Below are 20,150 nucleotides of genomic sequence, written 5' to 3'. Positions count from 1 at the left end.
ATTATAAATTACTTACATAAAATAAACTTTTCTGTTTAGACTCGAAAAAGCACACAAACGTAGCTATAGCTTCATTGTTTTTTTGTCAAGTAATTTTACAGCTTGTTGTTAATTTTTTTTACATAAAAATGGTCAAAAAATTTAATTAAACTCCGTAAAGCCAGTAGTGGTAAGGGTTCTGGTTTTTGGCACGCAAATAGTAATTAGTCAATTGTAAAAAAAAGTAAATGTTTAAATCAAGTGTATTTGTGGTCATTATGATGTCAAATTTAATTTTTAGCCAAAAAACATACACCTTAAACCAGTGTATTGAGCAAGCCTTAGCGGCCAACCTATCAGTACAAGTTAAGGAAGTGAATACGCAATTGGCACAAGAGCAACTAAAACAAAGCTATCGGAATTTATTACCTGTAATTAATGCAGGTTCGGATTACAGTATTCGATATGGACGTTCGGTTGACCCGAATACCAATGCAATTTCAACTACCGATTTCTTTACAAATAATTATTCCATTGATGCTTCTTTAACAATATTTCAAGGTTTTTTAAAGCACTATCAAATTAGTGTAGCTAAGTGGGCTAAGTTTTCCGCAGCTGCAGAAGGGAAGCAACAACGTTTTAAAGTAATTGAACAATTATTACCGGCTTTTTTTCAAGTAGCGTTTACCGAAAATTTGATAGCAGTGTCTGAAGAAGAATTAAAAATTGTAAAAGAACTGGCTGTTGTGACTCAAAAAAAGTTTAAATTAGGTAAGCAGTCGCAAGCAGATGTATATGATGTGAATGCCAATTTGCAGGAGGCACATTTAAATCTAGTAAAAGCTAAAAATAATTTTGCCAATGCAAAATTAAGGATGCAACAATTAATGAATATTAATTCCGAAAATTTTAAACTAATTGTAACTCCTTTTGCTACACAAAAGCCATCAAAAAACAACGAGGCAAACAATAAAGATTTGTTTGAGAAAGCACAAGAAGTTCTCCCAGAGCTTGAACAATTCTCTTTTACCCAAAAAGCACTAAAAAAGCAGTTGCATGCCACACAAAGCGAACTATTTCCTACAATAAATGTATTTGCTGGCTTCGGAACTGGATTTTTTAAAACCAATATTGATCCAGTAACAAATCGTACAATAGGGTTTAGAAGGCAATTGATAGATAATGCATCGCAATACGTTGGTGCTACTATCCAACTCCCCATTTTTAATCAATGGAATATACGATCAAGAATTAAACAACAGCGATTGGCATTGGTAGAAGGTGATTTAAATAGAAGACAAAAAGTACAGGAGTTATTTCAACTCACCAAGCAATTAAAACAACAGGAAAAGGCATTAAAAGAAACTGTATTATGGAGTGAAAAACGACAACAAGCAATAGCACTTTCTTACACAACAACTGAAAAAAAATATGGACATGGTTTAATTGCATTATTGGATGTACTGCAAGTAAAAAACGAGCTATTTAAGGCAAAAGTGGATTACAGGCAAGCAAAGCAACAGTTAGCGATGAATGCACAAATTATCAATCTGTATTCTGGAAAGTTTAACTCAATACTAGCAGTAGAGTAAATGGATATCAAAATCGAAAAAAAGAAAGGAATTAGACCGAAGCAGGTATTGATTTTATTAGGAGTAGGGTTACTACTTCTTTTATGCTGGAAACTGCTTACAACTGATTTTAAAAACGTACACATGGTTCAAAAAGAGCGGTTGTCTATAGGAGAGGTTGTTCAAGGTAAGTTTCATGATTTTATTACTGTTACTGGTCATGTGGCACCTATTCGAACTATTTATATGGATGCCTATGAGGGAGGTAGGGTTAAAGAAAAGCATATTGAAGAAGGCGCTTTTGTTAAAAAAGGAGATATTATTCTAACCTTGGAGAATAGAAATTTATACGAACAAATTTTAGCTAGCGAAAATAGTTTAGCATTAAAACAAAATGACCTAAGATCAACCAAATTGGCATACGATAGTCGCGAGATTAGTGGCAGGAAAGAACTGATTGATGCTAAATATGAATTACAAAAAAAGCAGCGTAATTTTAAACAGCAACAAGCTTTATTTAATGAAGGATTGATTGCTAAAGAGCTTTTTTTAGTAGCACAAGAAGATTTTGAGGCCACAAAAAAAAGATTTGATTTGATTTCGGAGCAAGTAACTAAGGATGGTATTTTAAAAGGAACCTCTTTAAAAGACTTAGATGGCGACTTGCAGCGTATGAAAAAGACATTAAGTATGGTATATGAGCGCTTGGACTATTTGAATGTAAAGGCTCCTTTTAATGGACAATTAGGTTTTTTAGATGCAGAAATTGGTCAAAATATTCAACAAGGTCAACGTATAGGTCAAATTAATGATCTTTCAAATTTTAAAATTGAAGCTGAAGTTGATGAACATTATATTGAACGTGTGCGTCGCGACTTAAACGCTTCAATTAATCGAAAAGATAAAAGTTACCCGCTGCGAGTTCGAAAAGTGTATCCCGAAGTTAGAAACGGTCGCTTTAAAATTGATTTGGTTTTTGAGGGTGATACACCTGAAACAATGCGAGCAGGTCAAAATTATACGATGCACTTACAACTCGGTGCTTCAAATGAAGCCTTACTGATCCCAAGAGGTAGTTTTTTCCAAAGCACAGGAGGACGACACATTTTTATCCTCAATGATGATGGAACAGAAGCTTTTAAAAAAGAAATAAAATTAGGCAGACAAAATTCAAAGTATTTTGAGGTACTTGAAGGGTTAAAACCTGGTCAAAAAACAATTATTTCAAACTATGATGCGTATAAAAATGTTGAACGGATTGTTTTTAAGTGAGCTGAAATTAGATTTGAGATGTGAGAAAATAGAAGAAAGAAAATAGAAGAAAGAAGAAAGATAAAATGAACTTCAACCTTCTACCTTTTGCCTTGGATTAGAAGTTTAGATGTTAGAAAATAGAAAACAAAAAATAGAAGAAAGAAGATAGATAAGATGAGTTTTAACCCTCAACCTTCTGCCTTCTACCTCTAAATACAAAATAGAATATAAAAGAGCTAAGGCTATAAGGTTGAGAATGCAATTAAAATTAGACAAAATGAGTAACAATTTTCAGCCTTTTGCCTTTACTACAAAAAAATACAAGAATGATACAAATTAAACAAGTAACTAAAAGTTTCAGAACGGAAGAGGTAGAAACCTTAGCCTTAAATAATATTGACCTACACGTTAAAAATGGGGAGTTTGTAGCGATCATGGGGCCATCCGGTTGTGGGAAGTCTACACTATTAAATATTATTGGATTATTGGACAGTCCTAGTAAAGGATTTTATCAATTTAATGAACAAGAAGTAGGTAAAACTAAAGAAAGCGAACGTACAAAAATTAGAAAAGGAAACATTGGTTTTGTGTTTCAAAGTTTTAATTTAATTGATGAGCTAACCGTATTTGAAAATGTAGAATTACCACTTATTTATCTAAAAGTTCCCAAAAAAGAACGAAAACCTAAAGTTACTGCTGTTTTGGAGCGAATGAAAATTGCACATAGAGAAAGTCATTTCCCCAACCAATTGTCTGGTGGACAACAACAGCGTGTAGCTATAGCAAGAGCCGTAATTACCAATCCGAAATTAATTTTAGCGGATGAACCTACTGGGAATTTAGATTCTAAAAACGGTATTGAGGTTATGAGTTTATTGACCGAATTAAATCAGGAAGGGACTACAATTGTAATGGTAACACATTCCGATCGAGATGCCAATTATGCACACCGAGTAATCAATTTATTTGATGGTCAAATTGTTACTGAAATTAGCAATCAGTTTGTTTAGGATTAGGTACACTTTACTTGAAATTTAATTAAAACGAAAATGTTACTAACTCAATTTAAAATTGCCTGGCGTAACCTTACCGCTAATAAAGGATATGCCTTAATAAATATTTTAGGCTTAGCCATAGGCATATGCGTTGCGATGTTGATTGCATTATGGGTATACGATGAACTTGAGCATAATAAAAATTTTGAAAATTACCCTCGTATTGCACAAATTTACCAATCACAAAATAACACAAACTCTAAAGACACTGGAAAATCTATTCCTAGGCCACTTGAAAATGAATTAAGAACCAACTATAACACACATTTTAAATATTTGGTAATGAGTTCTTGGCTTAACAGCGTAATTTTAAATTACAATAACAAAAGTATTTCTTTTTTAGGGTATTACATGCAACCTGATGCTCCTGAAATGTTTAGTTTACAAATGGAGGCAGGTAGCCGAGGTGGGCTAAAGGATATTCATTCAATTTTACTATCAGCGAGTACCGCAAAAAAGCTTTTTGGTACAGCTGATCCCATAGGTCAAACAGTAAAGTTTGATTTGCAAAATGATCTTAAGGTTACTGGGGTTTATAAAGATTTACCCTACAATTCTTATTTTTATGATACAAATTTTATAGTTCCTTGGGAGCTGATGCTTTCAGAAAGAGAATGGGTGCGTAAATCTGAAAAAATTTGGGACAATAATTCGTTTCAGCTTTTTATACAAATTGCTGATAATACCTCGTATCAAACTGTTGAAAATGCAATACGATGGGTAAAAAAAGAAGCTACAAATAATAATTACGACCTTGATGCGGAACTTCATGTAGTACCAATGCAGGACTGGAAGCTTAGGAATAACTTTGAAAATGGGAAGCAAGTTGGAGGACGCATAGAATATGTTATTTTATTTGGAAGTATAGGTATAATAGTACTGTTACTAGCTTGTATAAATTTTATGAATTTGGCTACTGCACGTTCAGAAAAACGAGCTAAAGAAGTAGGCGTAAAAAAAACAATCGGTGCGGCTCGGTTTCATTTAATACAACAATTTTATAGCGAGTCTTTTGTGGTAGTGTTTTTGGCATTTTGTATTGCTTTATTGTTATTACAGTTAAGTATTAATGGATTTAATTCACTTTCTAACAAACTAATTGAATTGCCTTGGCTAAATGTCAATGCTTGGACAGTAGCAGTTGTAATTTTAATTATTACAGCGCTTGTTTCAGGGAGCTACCCAGCAATTTATTTGTCGCAATTTAAACCTGTCAATGTGTTAAAGAGAACATTTATCAATAGTAAATTTTCGGGACTGTCGCGTAAAATACTAGTGATTTTTCAATTTGTATTATCCATAGTCTTAGTTATAGTTACTGTAGTCATCAACAGACAGATGGAGTATGTTAAAAACGGTACTAAAGGTTATGACATGAATAATTTAATTGAACTAAACGGTTGGCAAAAACCTTTTTATGGAAAATATAAAATAGTTAAAGAAGCTTTATTAAAGTCTGGCGCGGCAACAGCAGTGTCAGCTTCTTCAAGTCCAGTAACGGACATACAATCAAACCGTTCTTTTTTTGATTGGGAAGGGAAACCTGAAGGCTTTATGGATGATTTTGCTTGGGTGAGTGTAACGGAAGATTACGCAAACACCTTAAAAATGAAGCTCATTAAAGGAACTGATTTTTTTAAAAATAAAAATTCAGATTCCACAAAGTATATACTTATTAATGAAACTGCCCAGCATTATATGGGGTTAAAAGAACCTATCGGTAAAATAGTTAAAAATACTTACAATCAAGAAGAAGAAGCTGATCCTCCAATGGAAATTGTGGGGGTAGTTGCGGATATTGTTATGGGAGATCAAAACATACCACCAAAACAAACATTTTTTTCTTTAGAAAATGAAGATGTAGGTTATTATCAAGTACGCTTAAATCCTGAAAACGCCATACAAAAAAATATTTCGATAATTGCTGAAGAATGGAACAAATTAGCACCCAACGTTCCTTTTGACTACAATTTTGTAGATGCTGATTATGCTAAAAAGTTTGAAGAAGATGAGCGCATGATCGGTCTTGTGGGCATTTTCACTCTGTTGGCAATTTTTATAAGTTGTTTAGGATTGTTCGGTTTAACCTCCTTTGTAGCGGAACAACGCACCAAGGAAATAGGCATTCGAAAATCTATTGGAGCATCAGTTTTTCAAATATGGCAAATAGTATCAAAGGATTTTTTAGTGCTTGTTCTGGTAGCTAGTTTTATTGCAATTCCATTAGCTCATATATTAATTCAGCATTGGTTAAGCAATTTTAAAATTAGAATTTCAGTAACGCACTGGTATTTTTTAACAGGGATCGGCATGGCTGTATTGTTATCAATGCTAACGGTAAGTTATCATGCTATAAAAGCAGCAAATGCAAATCCGATTAACAGTTTAAAAACCGAATAAAATGATAGTAACTCATTTAAAAATTGCTTGGCGTAACCTTACAATTAATAAAGGATATGCTATAATGAATATTCTAGGTTTAGCCTTAGGCATGGCTGTAACTATACTAATTGCCCTTTGGTTGCATGACGAATTAAATTACAACAAAAATTTTGAGAATTATGATAGTATTGCTCAGATATATCAATCTCAAACTTTTGGCGATGGAATACAAACTGGTCCCGCAATTCCTTTGCCTTTAGAAAAGGTATTACGTGAAAAGTACAACGGACTGTTCAAGCATTTGGTGTTATCATCGTGGAATGATGAAAGTGTCCTAAAATTTGGTGAGCAAAGCATAAAGGCAGATGGTAATAGCATGCAGTCTGATGCCCCCAAAATGTTGAGTTTAAATATTATTTCAGGAGAACTGAATGGTTTAAAGGATATACACTCAATTATGCTTTCGGAAACATTAGCAAAAAAACTATTTGGTGATGTCAATCCAATTGGAAAAACTATTAGGTTTGATTATAACGCAGATTTAAAGGTAACGGGGGTGTATCAGGATTTGCCGTTTGAGTCTTCATTTTATGATTTAGAATGGATTGCTACCTGGGATTATTACGTTTCTCGGTTTGAATGGGTGAAAAATTCTTTAGATAAATGGGATAATAATTCCTGGCAATTATTTATGCAAGTTGCTGATAATACCAATTTTGACTCAGTAGATGAAGCAATAAGGTTTGTCAAAAAAAATCATTCTAAATTAGGAAGCATTAACCCTACATTACATGTTTACCCTATGTTTAAATGGAATTTGTATGATAATTTTGAAAATGGAAAACAAATAGGAGGCAGGATTGAATATGTATATCTATTTGCAGGTATTGGTATTATCGTATTGTTATTGGCATGCATAAATTACATGAATATTGCCACTGCAAGATCTGAAAAACGTGCAAAGGAAGTTGGAGTCAAAAAAACCTTGGGGGCACAAAAATACGACCTTGTGTATCAATTTTATTCTGAGTCCTTTCTACTTACTTTGTTCGCTTTTATAATTGCAATTTTTATGGTTTTATTGGTTTTAAATGGTTTCAATGAGCTATCTAATAAGCAGATTCATATTCCCTGGAGTAATTTGACCTATTGGGGTGCTGCATCGCTCATATTTGGGATTACTGTATTAATATCAGGGAGCTACCCAGCTTTATATCTGTCAAAATTTAATCCAGTACAAGTACTTAAAGGAACTTTTATTAAAAGTAACTATTCGGGAGTGTTCAGAAAATCTTTAGTCATATTTCAATTCGTATTATCAATTGCTCTTATCATCATTACGGTAATACTCAGTAAACAAATGCATTTTTTGAAAAACCAATCAAAGGGATATAATATGGATGCCTTAATTGAAATTTATGCCTGGTTTGATCCATTTATTGGAAAGTACGAAAGTATTCGCGAACAATTACTACAGTCAAAGACAGTAACTAATGTGTCAGCTTCATCCAGTCCTGTAAATTCAATATATTCAAATCAATCATCTTTTGAATGGAAAGGCAAACCTGATAATTTTGTTGATGATTTTGCTTGGGTAAATATTACCTATGATTACATACCTACTTTAAAAATGAATATTGTCGAGGGTAGAAATTTTTCAAGAGATTTCGTATCGGACAGTAATGCTATCATTATAAATAAAGCGGCTCAAAAATATATGGGTTTAACAGCGCCAGTTGGTCAGGTAGTAAAAAATGGTGAAGATACTAATTATTCTAACTTTACAATTATAGGAGTTGTAGATGATATAGCTATGGGTAACCCATATTCCCCAGTAAAACAAACTTTTTTTTCAATAAAAGAAACATTGGCTGATGATGGTGTTGGATATTACCAACTAAAGCTTAACCCTGAAAATTCATTAGCAAACAATATGGTTGACATAAAAAAGATATGGAAAGATTTTGATCCAGACTTTCCTTTTGATTATAATTTTGTAAATGACCTTTATGCTGAAAAATTTGAAGAGGAAGATCAAATGATTAGTTTGGTAGCAATATTTACAAGCTTAGCTATTTTTATAAGCTGCCTGGGATTGTTCGGTTTAACTTCATTTGTAGCGGAACAACGTACCAAGGAAATAGGCATTCGTAAATCCATAGGGGCTTCTGTTTTTCAAATATGGAAATTAGTATCAAAGGACTTTTTAGTGCTGGTTTTAATAGCAAGCGTTATTGCTATCCCGTTGGCTTATATCCTTATACAACATTGGCTAAGTTATTTTGAGTTAAGAATACCAATTACTGAGGGGTATTTTATCCTTGGAATAGGAGCTGCCTTTTTATTAGCCATTGTTACGGTAAGCTATCATGCCATAAAAGCAGCAAGTACTAATCCCATAAAGAGTTTAAAGACTGAATAAAATAATAACATGTTAAATAATAGGTGTTTAACCAATAGTATTAATAAATTGAACCATTAAAATACAAATTATGAAAACAATTTTTATCAAAACAAAACTGATTTTAATACTACTATTTTGCAGCAGCCAATTACAAGCACAATGGTGGTGGGGAAGTAAAAAGGTTGTAGGTAATGGAAATATTACTACCAAAACAGTAACAACAGCTGATTATAGTAGTATTCGATTACAAGGCAGTATGGATGTTCATTTGGAACAAGGAACTGAGGGTAAAATTCGGGTAACCACTGATGATAATGTGCATGAATATCTTAAAATTAAAGTGGAGGGTGATAAATTAATATTAGCATTTAAAGACAACATTAACTTGCGAACCAGAAAAGGGATTCACATTTATGTGCCATTTATGGATATTTCAGCCGTATCTATAACAGGATCAGGAGATATTGATGCCAATACGATTATCAAAACAAGTTCATTAAAAGCCTCTGTTACGGGTTCGGGGAACATTAAATTAGCCGTAGAAGCGTCATCGGTTAAAAGTCAAATTACAGGATCAGGAAATGTAGAATTAAAAGGAAGCACCCAAGAGTTGGAAGTAGGTATTACGGGTAGTGGCGATTTTAATAGTAAAGATTTAAAAGCCGATAATACCGAGGTGACTATTTCAGGTTCGGGTGATGCCAAAGTTGTTGCTCTGGAGCGTTTAACAACAAAAGTAAGTGGATCAGGAGATATTATGTATGCAGGTAACCCTAAAAATGTAAATTCAAAGACTAGTGGATCAGGAAGTGTAAGTTCATTTGAAAATTAAACTATGAAAAACTATCAATTCAAATTAAAAACAGCCCAATTTATTGGTTTTTTAGTCTTAGCGATCTTTTGTTATAATAGCAGTGTAGCACAACAAAAAAAATTAAAGTCGAATCCTTTAGCAAGGCAAGTATTCATCCGCATATTCAAGTTGATTTTGTGCAAGGCAAATCCAATAGCGTAGTTATTGAAAGTATGAGTGTAGCTGAAGAAAAGCTTACTGTAAAAGTTGAAAATAATACATTACAAATGTATTTGGAAGGGGCTAAGATTTTTACCAAAACTGAAAAAAGAGACTGGGATAAAGGTCGTAAAGCTATTTATAAAGGAACCATAGTTAAGGCTACAGTTACTTTTAAAAGTATTAAGGATTTATCCCTTAAGGGAGAAGAAAACTTCAGCTTTACCAACGGATTTAATACTAGTGAATTAAATGCCCACATCTACGGTGCCTCAACACTGTTATTTAAGGAAATTGACGTAGCTGATTTTAAAGCGGTAATTTATGGAGAAGCACAGCTGAAAATTGAAAAAGGACATGTTCAAAATCAAAAATATACCGTTTACGGTGAAGCTGAAATTGATGCTGAAAAAATGACAAGCAAGGTGACAAAAATTACTGCTTATGGTGAAGCTAAACTAAATGTTAATGTTTCCGAAACATTAAAAGTTAGTTCCTTTGGTGCCGCCTCTATATTTTACAAAGGCAATCCTAAAGTACAAAAAGGTATTAATTTTGGCGAAACTACGATTTCATCCATCAACTAAGTCATAAATAAATTAAACAAAGATTAGTGATTTAAGCTAAGTACATATTTAAATTATGTGCTTGGCTTTTTTTAGTCCAAAAGGCTAGTAATGAAATGTTTTAATACTGGTTGGAATATATTTTTAATGCATAATTCGAGTTGAAATGTTAAGCGAAAAAGAATCATTTTTAATGGGGTATTTAATGTCGACATTTGTGTAGTATTCATTTAAAAAGTTAATTTTTTTTAAAAAAACAAGCATTTATAATTAAATTAACAGTAAATACCTTTTTTATTTCTTTTTTGACAAAATAAGAGCGTTTTTTTTGCTTATTTATAACGCAAAAAAGAAATTAAAATTAATAAATTGACAATGAAAACCAACGCTGTATGTACACAAAATCCCCCATATTTTCTTCATATACTTTTGATGAAAAAATGTTAGATGAAGTATTTGACGATAACAACAATGTAAAAGAAATTTATAAAACTTTATTTGATTTATATGGAGAGCATAGTGTTGCCGATTTTGAAGCGTTAAATGAGTATGCAAAAACTTCTTTTTTTAACCAAGGCATCACTTTTCAAGTGTATGGCAATAATGAAACTAAGGAAAAAATTTTCCCTTTTGATCTATTTCCAAGGATAATTGATCATCAAGAATGGGATCACATAGAAAAAGGAGTGTTGCAACGAAGTAAGGCACTAAATTTATTTCTAAAAGATTTATACCATGACCAAAATATTATTAACGATGGTATTGTTCCAAAAAAACTCATAGAATCGTCAGCAAATTATTTGGAGCAAATGAAAGGCTTTGATCCTCCAGGAGGAATTTATAACCATATTTCAGGAACTGATTTAATTAAGCATTCGGACGGTAATTATTATGTGCTGGAAGATAATATTCGTTGTCCATCTGGCGTAAGCTATGTAATATGTAACAGGACAGCATTAAAAAGAGCTTTATTTGGGGTGTTTGATAAATACAAAATACACACAGTAACTGATTATTCTCAAAATTTACTCGAAATTTTAGAAACTGTAAAACCTCAAGGTGTTGATAAACCAACTTGTGTGGTACTCACGCCTGGTGTTTTTAATTCTGCTTATTATGAGCATTCTTATTTGGCAAAAGGAATGGGAGTTGAGCTGGTGGAAGGACGTGATTTGTTTGTAGACAATGATTTTGTGTATATGAAAACCATCAATGGTCCTGAACGCGTTGACATTATTTACCGTAGAATTGATGATGCTTTTATTGATCCTGAAGTTTTTAATTCGGATTCGGTATTAGGTGTACCAGGACTTTTCGCCGCCTATAAAGCAGGAAATGTATGTTTGGTTAATGCCCCAGGTACAGGTGTAGCTGATGACAAAGCCATTTACACCTACATGCCACAAATTATAGAGTATTATTTGAAGGAAACACCTATTTTAAAAAACGTACATACGTATCATTGCAGTAGGCCTGATGATTTGGAATATGTTTTAAAAAATATTCAAAACTTAGTAATTAAACCCGTTGATGAAGCTGGAGGTTATGGAATTTCCATTGGAAATAAACTTTCTGGAAAAGAAATTGAAGCAGTAAAAAAGTCAATTACTGAAAACCCAAGAAAATATATAGCTCAACCGATCATGTCATTATCCGTTCATGCCACCTACATTGAAAATGAAAAGTCTTTTGAGCCAAGGCATGTAGATTTACGTACGTATACTTTATTAGGTAAGGATGTTAGTTACGTATTGAAAAGTGGATTGACAAGAGTAGCACTAAAAAAAGGGAATTTGATTGTAAACTCATCACAAGGAGGAGGATCAAAAGATACCTGGGTATTAAAAAAATAACACGTATTTTATGTTAGCAAGAGTAGCCAATAATTTATTTTGGATGGGGAGGTATATTGAGCGTTCCGAACATGTAGCGCGTTACCTTTGCGTCAATTATTTTTCGTCATTGGATGCACCAAATGAATTATCACAATCCAGGCAGTTTGTTTTACGTTCATTATTATTTATGGTCGGTGATGAGGATAAGGACCTTCCAGATTTGAAAGAAACCGATGTATTGTACAATATTGGCTTAAACACTGATAAAAGCTATTCCATTATAAACTGTGTCAAACTTGCCAGGGAAAATGCAAATAGCGCTCGTGATCTTATTTCAACTGAATTGTATGAAGCAATTAATAAGTTTTATCATTTTGTATTAAATTATTCTTCGGATTATTTAGTAAAAAAGGGATTGTATGAGTTTACTACCAATGTTATGGAATTTACGGCAATTTTGAAAGCTAAAATCCGGAGCACATTGCTTTTTGATGATGTATTTTCCATTATTAAATTAGGTGTTAATATGGAACGGGCTACTCAGGTGATCCGAATCATCAATGCCAAGTATAACGATATTCAACTTATTGAAAACCGAAAAGGTGGCGCGCTAGTCTCTTCTACAGTGGAGTGGAGTACGCTGTTACGATGTGTGGAATCCTATGATATGATGAAACGTTATGATAACAAGGCTCCTAAAAGCATTAACACTTTGGATTTTCTTATATTAAACCCTAAATGTCCACGATCGGTAATTAACAGTTTAGCTCAAATTTCAACACACATTCAAGTATTATCAATTGAAAAAAAGCCTGAAAAGGACTCAACGGTGTTTTTAGTAAATAAAATTTATACTGAATATCAATACAAGTTTATTGAAGAAATTGAAGTTGATTTCCAGACTTTTATTGAAAAAATTCTAAATAGTTTGGTTAAAATTAGTAAAAAAATGGAGAAGGAATTTTTTTACATATAAAACGCACTATGAAAGAAGCATTACAACAACATCAAAAAGTATCCGAGGAAAATAGCGAAAGTATAAGACAGCAACAAGCTCAACAGCAGCAACAATAAATCCTGCTTACACATACTTTGTACGTTTTACGATTCTGTTTTGAAAAGTTAATTTTGTTTTCCTAAAAATAAAATCAAGTTGTAGTAACAGGTTCGCTTTCCAAAGCTCGGATATCTACTGAAACTTTAAGTGTACTGCTTCCTGAACTGTATACTACACCTTTTAGCGGCGGTACATCATAATAATCACGTCCCCAGCCGACAACTATATGTTGATTGTCAGGGATTTTATTATTAGTAGGATCAAAATCAACCCAGCCAAATCCTGGAATAAACACTGCAAACCATGCGTGTGATGCATCAGCTCCCACTAATTTAGGTTTCCCTGGTGGGGGTAGTGTTTCAATATAGCCGCTAATATATCGCCCTGGCAAACCAACACTTCGTAAACAGGCGATAGCAATTTGTGCAAAATCCTGGCATACTCCTTTTTTTTCTTCCATAACTACATCCAACGGCGTAGCCACATTGGTGGCACCTGATACAAAGCTAAAATCAATATAGATCCGTTGCATCAATTCATTTGCAGCTTCAAAAACTGAGCGGTTTGGTGTAAATGACTCAACTGCGTATGCCTTAATATTCGGTTTGCTATTTCGGATTAATATAGAATCTAAAATAAACTGTTTGTGTTCATAATTAGAAGGGTCTTTAGAGTCGTTTAAACGCGCTATCGCATTGTCCAAAGTGACCTCAGTACATTGTTTGGAGTAAAATCGCTCTTTTATTTTAGTGTAATTACGTGCTATTTTGCATGTTGAGGTTACCACTAATTTTTTATGCGCTTGCTGGATTGAAAATCGAGTAATATTATTTCCAAAAAAATCCAACCGCTCTGAGAACTCAGTGGTTTCAGGCGAAATTTCAATAGCGTATTCCAAAAGTTCTTGACCAGGAGATACTCTTGGTTTTAGCGTGGCAATATTATGACAAAACACTACTTCTTCACTGTAACTGTACTCGGTAATATGTTTAATTCTGAAATCCATAATTAATTAAATTTTTGAGAACTAAGTTGACTTTGATCATTAACATGATTAAAATACGTATCCGTAATGGCTTTTGAGGTATCAAAAAATAAAGTATTTAAATCAGTAAGTAATTGCTTTAAATTTGTACGTAAATAACTATCATTATCTGGAATTTCAGTTAAATGTGCTACAGAGGCTAATTTTAATTTTGAATAAGCTTCAAATACCGTTTTTTCGTAGTGCTGCATCGTTCCTTTTGCCTTTGAATGCGGCAAACGATCAATATCTTTTTTCAACCTCTTTACCAAATAAGTTAATGAACGGGCGTAATTATTATCCAATAAAATTAATGATAGTACGCTATCAATATTAATGTACGAACGGTAGCTGTATCGATAAATATTCAAACTTTCATGACTTTGTAGTATGGATTCCAATACATCGTATTGGATATATTCTTCTGTAGCGACAGTGAGCATGCTCTGAAAATTGGTTACAGTTAAAATAACTGTTTCCAAATTTAAACCAATGAAATAAAGTAGCAGCCCTTGGTCAACCAGTATACTTTCTTCAATAAGTCCCATAAATGCAATTAATCGGGTGATTAACTGATCTAATATTTTTATGATTTTTTTGAAGGTAATGCTTTCCAATGGTTCATCTAAAATGGGATTCCAAAGTTTGTGAATACTGTCAAAAACACGCCACATATCCATAGACCATAAATTTCTGATGGAGTAATAGGAGTTGCTAAACATGGATAGGGTATGGGCTAAACTCCCAGGTTTATTTTTGTCAATAACAACCGCAATTAACTCTTTTTTTACATCGGAAACACGAGATGCTTCATCCGTACCCACAAAACCAGGAAACGTATTAGTAAGCTGCGTTACGGATTGTAGTAAAATATTTAATTTGGTATTATCATAGGGACTTTCTGCGGAGGTATCATTGTTAGCCATTTGTTTTAACACCATTCGCAAATGTCGACTAGTGGTTAATGCCCTGCCAATATAACGCCCTGCCCAATATAAATTTTCTGCCGTAAGGCTAGGTAAATCATTTAAACCAGTAACAATTGAATTTGAATTATTTTGATATCGGGTGTTAATTAAATTTTTAGCATTTTCATCGATAATACAAAAATCCTTGCTGGTGCCACCACGTTGATTACTTACTCGTAAGGTTTCCTTTGCGGAAGAAACTCTAATTAAGCCCCCTGACATTACGCAATACGAATCTTTTTTTGCAATGGCGAAGGCACGGCATACCATATTCCGTGGCTCTAGTTTTCCTTTAGAAAAATTTGGTACGGTTGAAAATTTAATTTTTTCCTGTGCCACATATAAATAAGGTCTTTTGATGATTTTATCCTTAAGCTCCTGAAGTGCTTCGGGAGTTAAAAATTCGGCAAATACGATACTCTCTCTATTTGATCGATCAATACGTTTAATAACTAACTTAGAAATATTAGTCATCACATGTTTTAATTCTTTTTTTTGTCCGCACCACCAGGTAGCAATTTGTGGCAAAATTAGTTTTTCATTTAAAAAAAACTTGGCAATTGCAGGCATAAAGGGAATCAAGCCAGAGTTTTCAATTACGCCAACGCCAATTGGATTTACGATACTTACATTTTTACGACGCACAACATCTAACAATCCCGCAACGCCTAAAAAGGAGTCTTCTCTTAATTCCAAAGGATCTACAAAAACGTCATCTACTCTTCGGTATACTACATCTACCTGTTTTAATTCTTTTAAAGATTTAAGCCAAAGTTTACCATCCCTAACTACCAAATCACTACCTCGTACTAAAGGATATCCATAATGAGAGGCTAAGTACGCATGCTCAAAATACGTCTCATTATGTGGACCAGGGGTTAACACAACAATCGTTGGATTTTGGATTTTATTAGGCGCCGAATTCACTAATAATTGATCAAATTCGTTAAAAAACCGATGTTGTGGAGCAACATCAATTTTTTTATAAATGGTAGGAAGTACACGGCTGGCAATAGTTCTGTTTTCTAATGAATACCCCATGCCAGAAGGTGCCTGAGCCCGATCATGAACCACCCACATGCGACCATCAGGTCCGCGCGATAGGTCTGCAGCATATACGGATAAGTATTTTTCGGTGGTCAATTCAATATTATTGCATTGCCTTAAAAAACCGCGGTGTCCAAAAATTACTTCATGTGGGAGTATTCCATTTTTAAGTAATTCTCTTTTTCCGTAGATATCTTTGGCTACCAGATCAAGCAGGGTAGCCCGTTGTTGTAAGCCTCTTTGTACCTCATTCCATTCGCTTTTGGGCATAATGAAAGGTACAATATTTAAATTCCAAGGCCTGTTTAAACCTTTTGGATCGTTGTATACATTGTATGTTATTCCATTTTCCGAAATGTTCCAGTCAATTTCTTTTTGCCTGGCAATCAATTCCTCGCAGCCCAAAATTTTAAGATGATCATACATTTTTTTCCATGAATCTTTGATTTCCATATTTTGAGCAAACATTTCATCATATGTTTTGGCATCCTTGTAATCTTCAGTCAATGAGGTAATATCAATTTTCATTTGAAGGTATTTATTTCTTACGCAAATCTAAGGTATTTGGAAATTCAGAATCCACAGGAATTGTTTTAAATCTAAATTTTCTTTTACTGCCTTGTTCCTGAACCGTTCGGGTAGGTGCCGCAATATCACTTGCGGTAATTTCTTCAATAATATCTACTTCAGTTTGTGTTTCACCGATATCCCAAAAACGATTAATTCTTCTGGATTCTGCTTCAAAACTATTTACAGGAAAAGTATCATAGGACCTTCCGCCAGGGTGTGAAACAAAATATTTGCAACCGCCGATAGATTTTCTGTTCCAAGTATCCACAATATCAAAAACCAAAGGCGTATCCACACCAATAGTTGGATGCAATGCTGAATATGGATCCCAAGCTTTATATTTTACACCAGCAACATATTGTCCTTTTACTGAAGTAGGTTGTAGTTGTACTTTTACACCATTACATGTAAGCACATAGCGTTCCGTAGTAAAATTAGAAACTTTAACTTGAAGGCGTTCCAATGACGAATCTACGTAGCGTGAGGTACCGCCGCCAGTCATTTCCTCGCCCAACACATTCCAAGGCTCTATAGCAGCCCTAAGTTCCAGGTGAATCGTATTAATTTCAAGCATACCGTGCAACGGGAATCGGAATTCAAAAAAAGGATCAAACCAATCTTCCTGAAATTTGTAACCCGCCCTGTTCAATTGTTTGACTACATCTTTTATATCCTCCCTAACGTAGTGCTCAATTAAAAATTTATCGTGTAGCTCCGTGCCCCATCGTACTAAATCATGCTCATAAGGTTTTTTCCAAAACCAGGCTACTAATGCCCTTACTAATAGCATTTGTACCAAACTCATTTTAGGGTGCGGTGGCATGTCAAAACCGCGAAGCTCTAAAATACCTAACCTACCCGAGGAAGAGTCTGGAGAATATAATTTATCAATACAAAATTCTGCACGGTGTGTATTTCCAGTTAAATCCGTAAGCAAGTGCCTAAATAAACGATCAGTAAGCCAAAATGGAACTTCGCCGTCCTTAGGAATTTGACTAAAAGCAATTTCTAGTTCGTATAAATTTTCCATACGGGCTTCGTCAATACGAGGTGCTTGACTGGTGGCTCCAACAAAAGCTCCTGAAAATAAATAGGAAAGTCCTGGGTGGTGTTGCCAAAAAGTAAGTAAACTACGCAGTAAGCTAGGTTTACGTAAAAGTGGACTATCCGCAGGCGTAATTCCACCAAGGGTGACATGATTTCCACCACTTGTACCTGTATGTTTGCCATCCAACATAAATTTTTCAGTACCCAGTCGCGCTTTTTTTGCTTCATCATATAAAGTAAAAGTATTTTTTACCAAATCATCCCAATTAGCAATGGGATGTACGTTAACTTCAATTACCCCTGGATCAGGTGTAATTTTCATACTTTCGATTCTGTTATCATGCGGAGGATTGTAGCCTTCCAAAATTACTGGAATATTTAATTGTTTTGCCGTTGCTTCAATTGATGCTACTAAATCCAGAAAAGCGTCGGCGCTATCTAATGGAGGTAAAAATAAATAGAGTTTGCCTTCTCTAATTTCGGCACTAATTGCAGTACGCACAAAGTATTTTGGTTTATTAGTATCCAAACCGTTGCTGCAAAAATCTTTATAGCGAGTATTTACTAAGCGTTTGAAGCTAGGTAAGGCTTTTCTTTTTTTAAACAGATCAGGTTCATAAACAGGAAAGATTCCGTATTCAGGTTTTGTAGCCAAAGAATTTAAAGGAAGTCTCAATCCAATAGGGGAGGTTCCTGGAGTTAAATACATATGATTTCTTCGGAAAAGCCATTCGCTGGAAAACCATTTTGACCCTGTTTTATTTAAAGGAAGCACGTACCCGGCAGCTTTATGTGTACCTCTCTCCAGTATTTCGGCCAAACGCTGTCGTATAAGTTCTTCACTATTTTCCTTTGAAATATCGATGTCAACAGGCAAATTACCTTCTTCCCAAAGCATATAAAAGGCATCTTCATAAGTAGGTAAAATATAGTTTTGGGATACGTTAAGGTAATTACAAAGCGTATTTAAAAATAAAGAATCACTGCCTTGCGGTACAATAGGATTGGGTGCAAATGAAGATAATAACTTGGTATCATGCCAAATCTTTTTATCATCTTTACGCCAATACAACTGAATTTCCCATCGAGGTAAAGGTTCGCCAGGGTACCATTTTCCTTGGGCGTGATGTAACATACCGCCTTTTCCGATTTTATCAAGTAGTCGTTTAGTTAAGTCGTTGGCTAATTTTCGTTTATGAGGGCCGTCCGCATCCGTATTCCACTGAGCCGATTCCATATCGTCAATGGAAACAAAGGTAGGTTCACCACCCATGGTTAATCGGACATCGCCTTTTTGTAAATCCCTTTCTACTTTTTTACCTAATCGATCAATGGCTTTCCATTGCTCATCGGTATAAGGTTTGGTTACCCTTGGGGACTCTAAAATCCGGGTAACTGAATTACTGAATTCAAATTCAGTTTCACAAGGGTCGGACATTCCAGTTACAGCGGCAGCACTTTTGTAATGTGGCGTACAAGCTAGCGGAATATGCCCTTCGCCAGCTAAAAGACCGGAGGTGGAATCCAATCCAATCCATCCAGCACCAGGCAGATACACTTCGGTCCAGGCGTGTAAATCCGTAAAATCTTCAGCAGGGCCCGATGGTCCATCTAACGAAGGTTCATCAGATTTAAGTTGCACGATATATCCTGAAACAAAGCGCGCTCCAAACCCCAAATGCCTTAACACTTGTACAAATAGCCAAGCGTAATCCCTACAAGATCCAGTTTTGCTAGCCAACGTTTCTTCAGATGTTTGTACACCAGGCTGTAGGCGTATATTGTACTTTAAAAACTCGTATATTTTTCGATTTAAGTCAATTAAAAAATATATTGTTTTTCTGGGAGTGTAATCAATGGTTTTTAAAAACTCTTTCAGTAAATCGCCTGAATCATCTATTTCCAAATAGGGAGTCAGTTCTTTTTTTACTGTATTGGCATATTTAAAAGGGTATGTTTCCGCACTTTCATCTACGAAAAAATCGAAGGGATTAATTGTTTTTAGATCCGCTACAATTTCAACATCAATAGATAATTCATCTGTTTTTTCAGGAAAAACTACGCGCGCCTGATAATTTCCAAAAGGATCTTGCTGCCAGTTAAAAAAATGATTTTCTGGCTTTATTTTTAAAGAATAGGATTCTATGGGAGTTCTACTATGAGGAGCAGGTCGTAGCCTGAAAATATGAGGAGATAAACTTACACTGCGATCATATTTGTAAGCAGTTTTGTGTGAAATTACCACTTTTAATGCCATAGTACTATATTTTGTAAATACGCTTTTAGTTCAACTAAAGTTATTTTATAATTTTGAAGAACGAGACGATTTTACAAAAAAAAATACGCAAAAGAAGCATCAATTTGATAAATAATTATTAA

At 34.2% G+C, this 20,150-nt stretch carries 12 protein-coding genes; 9 read left to right on the top strand and 3 right to left on the bottom strand.

All coding sequences use genetic code 11. The features are described 5' to 3' along the window. The first annotated feature begins 227 nt into the window (after positions 1-227). From GMC_RS0104485 to GMC_RS0104440, 9 genes are all read left to right on the top strand, one after another. Positions 228-1,571, top strand: coding sequence for a TolC family protein (locus GMC_RS0104485; RefSeq protein WP_010521013.1), 1,344 nt, complete (start codon positions 228-230; stop codon positions 1,569-1,571). After that, complete coding sequence (locus tag GMC_RS0104480; RefSeq protein ID WP_010521012.1) at positions 1,572-2,822, top strand: efflux RND transporter periplasmic adaptor subunit; 1,251 nt, start codon at positions 1,572-1,574, stop codon at positions 2,820-2,822. A 308-nt stretch (positions 2,823-3,130) separates the two neighbouring features. Beyond that, a complete protein-coding gene (locus GMC_RS0104470) occupies positions 3,131-3,814 on the top strand; it encodes an ABC transporter ATP-binding protein (protein WP_010521011.1) in 684 nt (227 codons plus the stop codon). Positions 3,815-3,853: 39 nt separating this feature from the next. Beyond that, positions 3,854-6,259, top strand: a complete 2,406-nt coding sequence (locus GMC_RS0104465) for an ABC transporter permease (RefSeq protein ID WP_010521010.1) — start codon at positions 3,854-3,856, stop codon at positions 6,257-6,259. 1 nt (position 6,260) lies between these two features. Then, positions 6,261-8,663: an ABC transporter permease gene (locus GMC_RS0104460; RefSeq protein ID WP_010521009.1), complete on the top strand. Its 2,403-nt coding sequence runs from the start codon at positions 6,261-6,263 to the stop codon at positions 8,661-8,663. Positions 8,664-8,733: 70 nt separating this feature from the next. Then, on the top strand, positions 8,734-9,477 hold the full coding sequence (locus tag GMC_RS0104455) for a head GIN domain-containing protein (RefSeq protein WP_010521008.1): 744 nt from the start codon (positions 8,734-8,736) through the stop codon (positions 9,475-9,477). A 101-nt stretch (positions 9,478-9,578) separates the two neighbouring features. Continuing rightward, entirely contained in the window at positions 9,579-10,244 is a 666-nt protein-coding gene (locus tag GMC_RS19055; RefSeq protein WP_138940563.1) for a head GIN domain-containing protein, read from the top strand. A 371-nt stretch (positions 10,245-10,615) separates the two neighbouring features. Continuing rightward, positions 10,616-12,076 (top strand): circularly permuted type 2 ATP-grasp protein, encoded by a 1,461-nt coding sequence (locus GMC_RS0104445; protein ID WP_010521006.1) that lies wholly within the window; start codon positions 10,616-10,618, stop codon positions 12,074-12,076. Between the two features lie 10 nt (positions 12,077-12,086). Beyond that, the gene (locus GMC_RS0104440) at positions 12,087-13,034 is read left to right on the top strand and encodes an alpha-E domain-containing protein (RefSeq protein ID WP_010521005.1); all 948 of its coding nucleotides are present in this window, start codon (positions 12,087-12,089) and stop codon (positions 13,032-13,034) included. A 172-nt stretch (positions 13,035-13,206) separates the two neighbouring features. On the opposite strand, the gene GMC_RS0104430 is transcribed toward GMC_RS0104440, so the two are convergent. Genes GMC_RS0104430 through GMC_RS0104420 form a run of 3 tightly spaced genes read right to left on the bottom strand, consistent with a single transcriptional unit; the run spans position 13,207 to position 20,028 of the window. Further along, positions 13,207-14,121 carry a transglutaminase family protein gene (locus GMC_RS0104430; RefSeq protein ID WP_010521004.1) on the bottom strand — a complete coding sequence of 305 codons (915 nt, stop codon included), beginning with the start codon at positions 14,119-14,121 and terminating at the stop codon, positions 13,207-13,209. A 2-nt stretch (positions 14,122-14,123) separates the two neighbouring features. Beyond that, positions 14,124-16,682, bottom strand: a complete 2,559-nt coding sequence (locus GMC_RS0104425; RefSeq protein ID WP_010521003.1) for a circularly permuted type 2 ATP-grasp protein — start codon at positions 16,680-16,682, stop codon at positions 14,124-14,126. Positions 16,683-16,692: 10 nt separating this feature from the next. Next, a complete protein-coding gene (locus GMC_RS0104420) occupies positions 16,693-20,028 on the bottom strand; it encodes a transglutaminase family protein (protein WP_010521002.1) in 3,336 nt (1,111 codons plus the stop codon). Between the last annotated feature and the right edge of the window lie 122 nt (positions 20,029-20,150).

The organism is Aquimarina agarivorans (assembly GCF_000218485.1).
Taxonomy (GTDB): Bacteria; Bacteroidota; Bacteroidia; order Flavobacteriales; family Flavobacteriaceae; genus Aquimarina; species Aquimarina agarivorans.
Note: the sequence above shows the minus strand (reverse complement) of the source record. Positions and strands in the feature narration are given on the sequence as shown.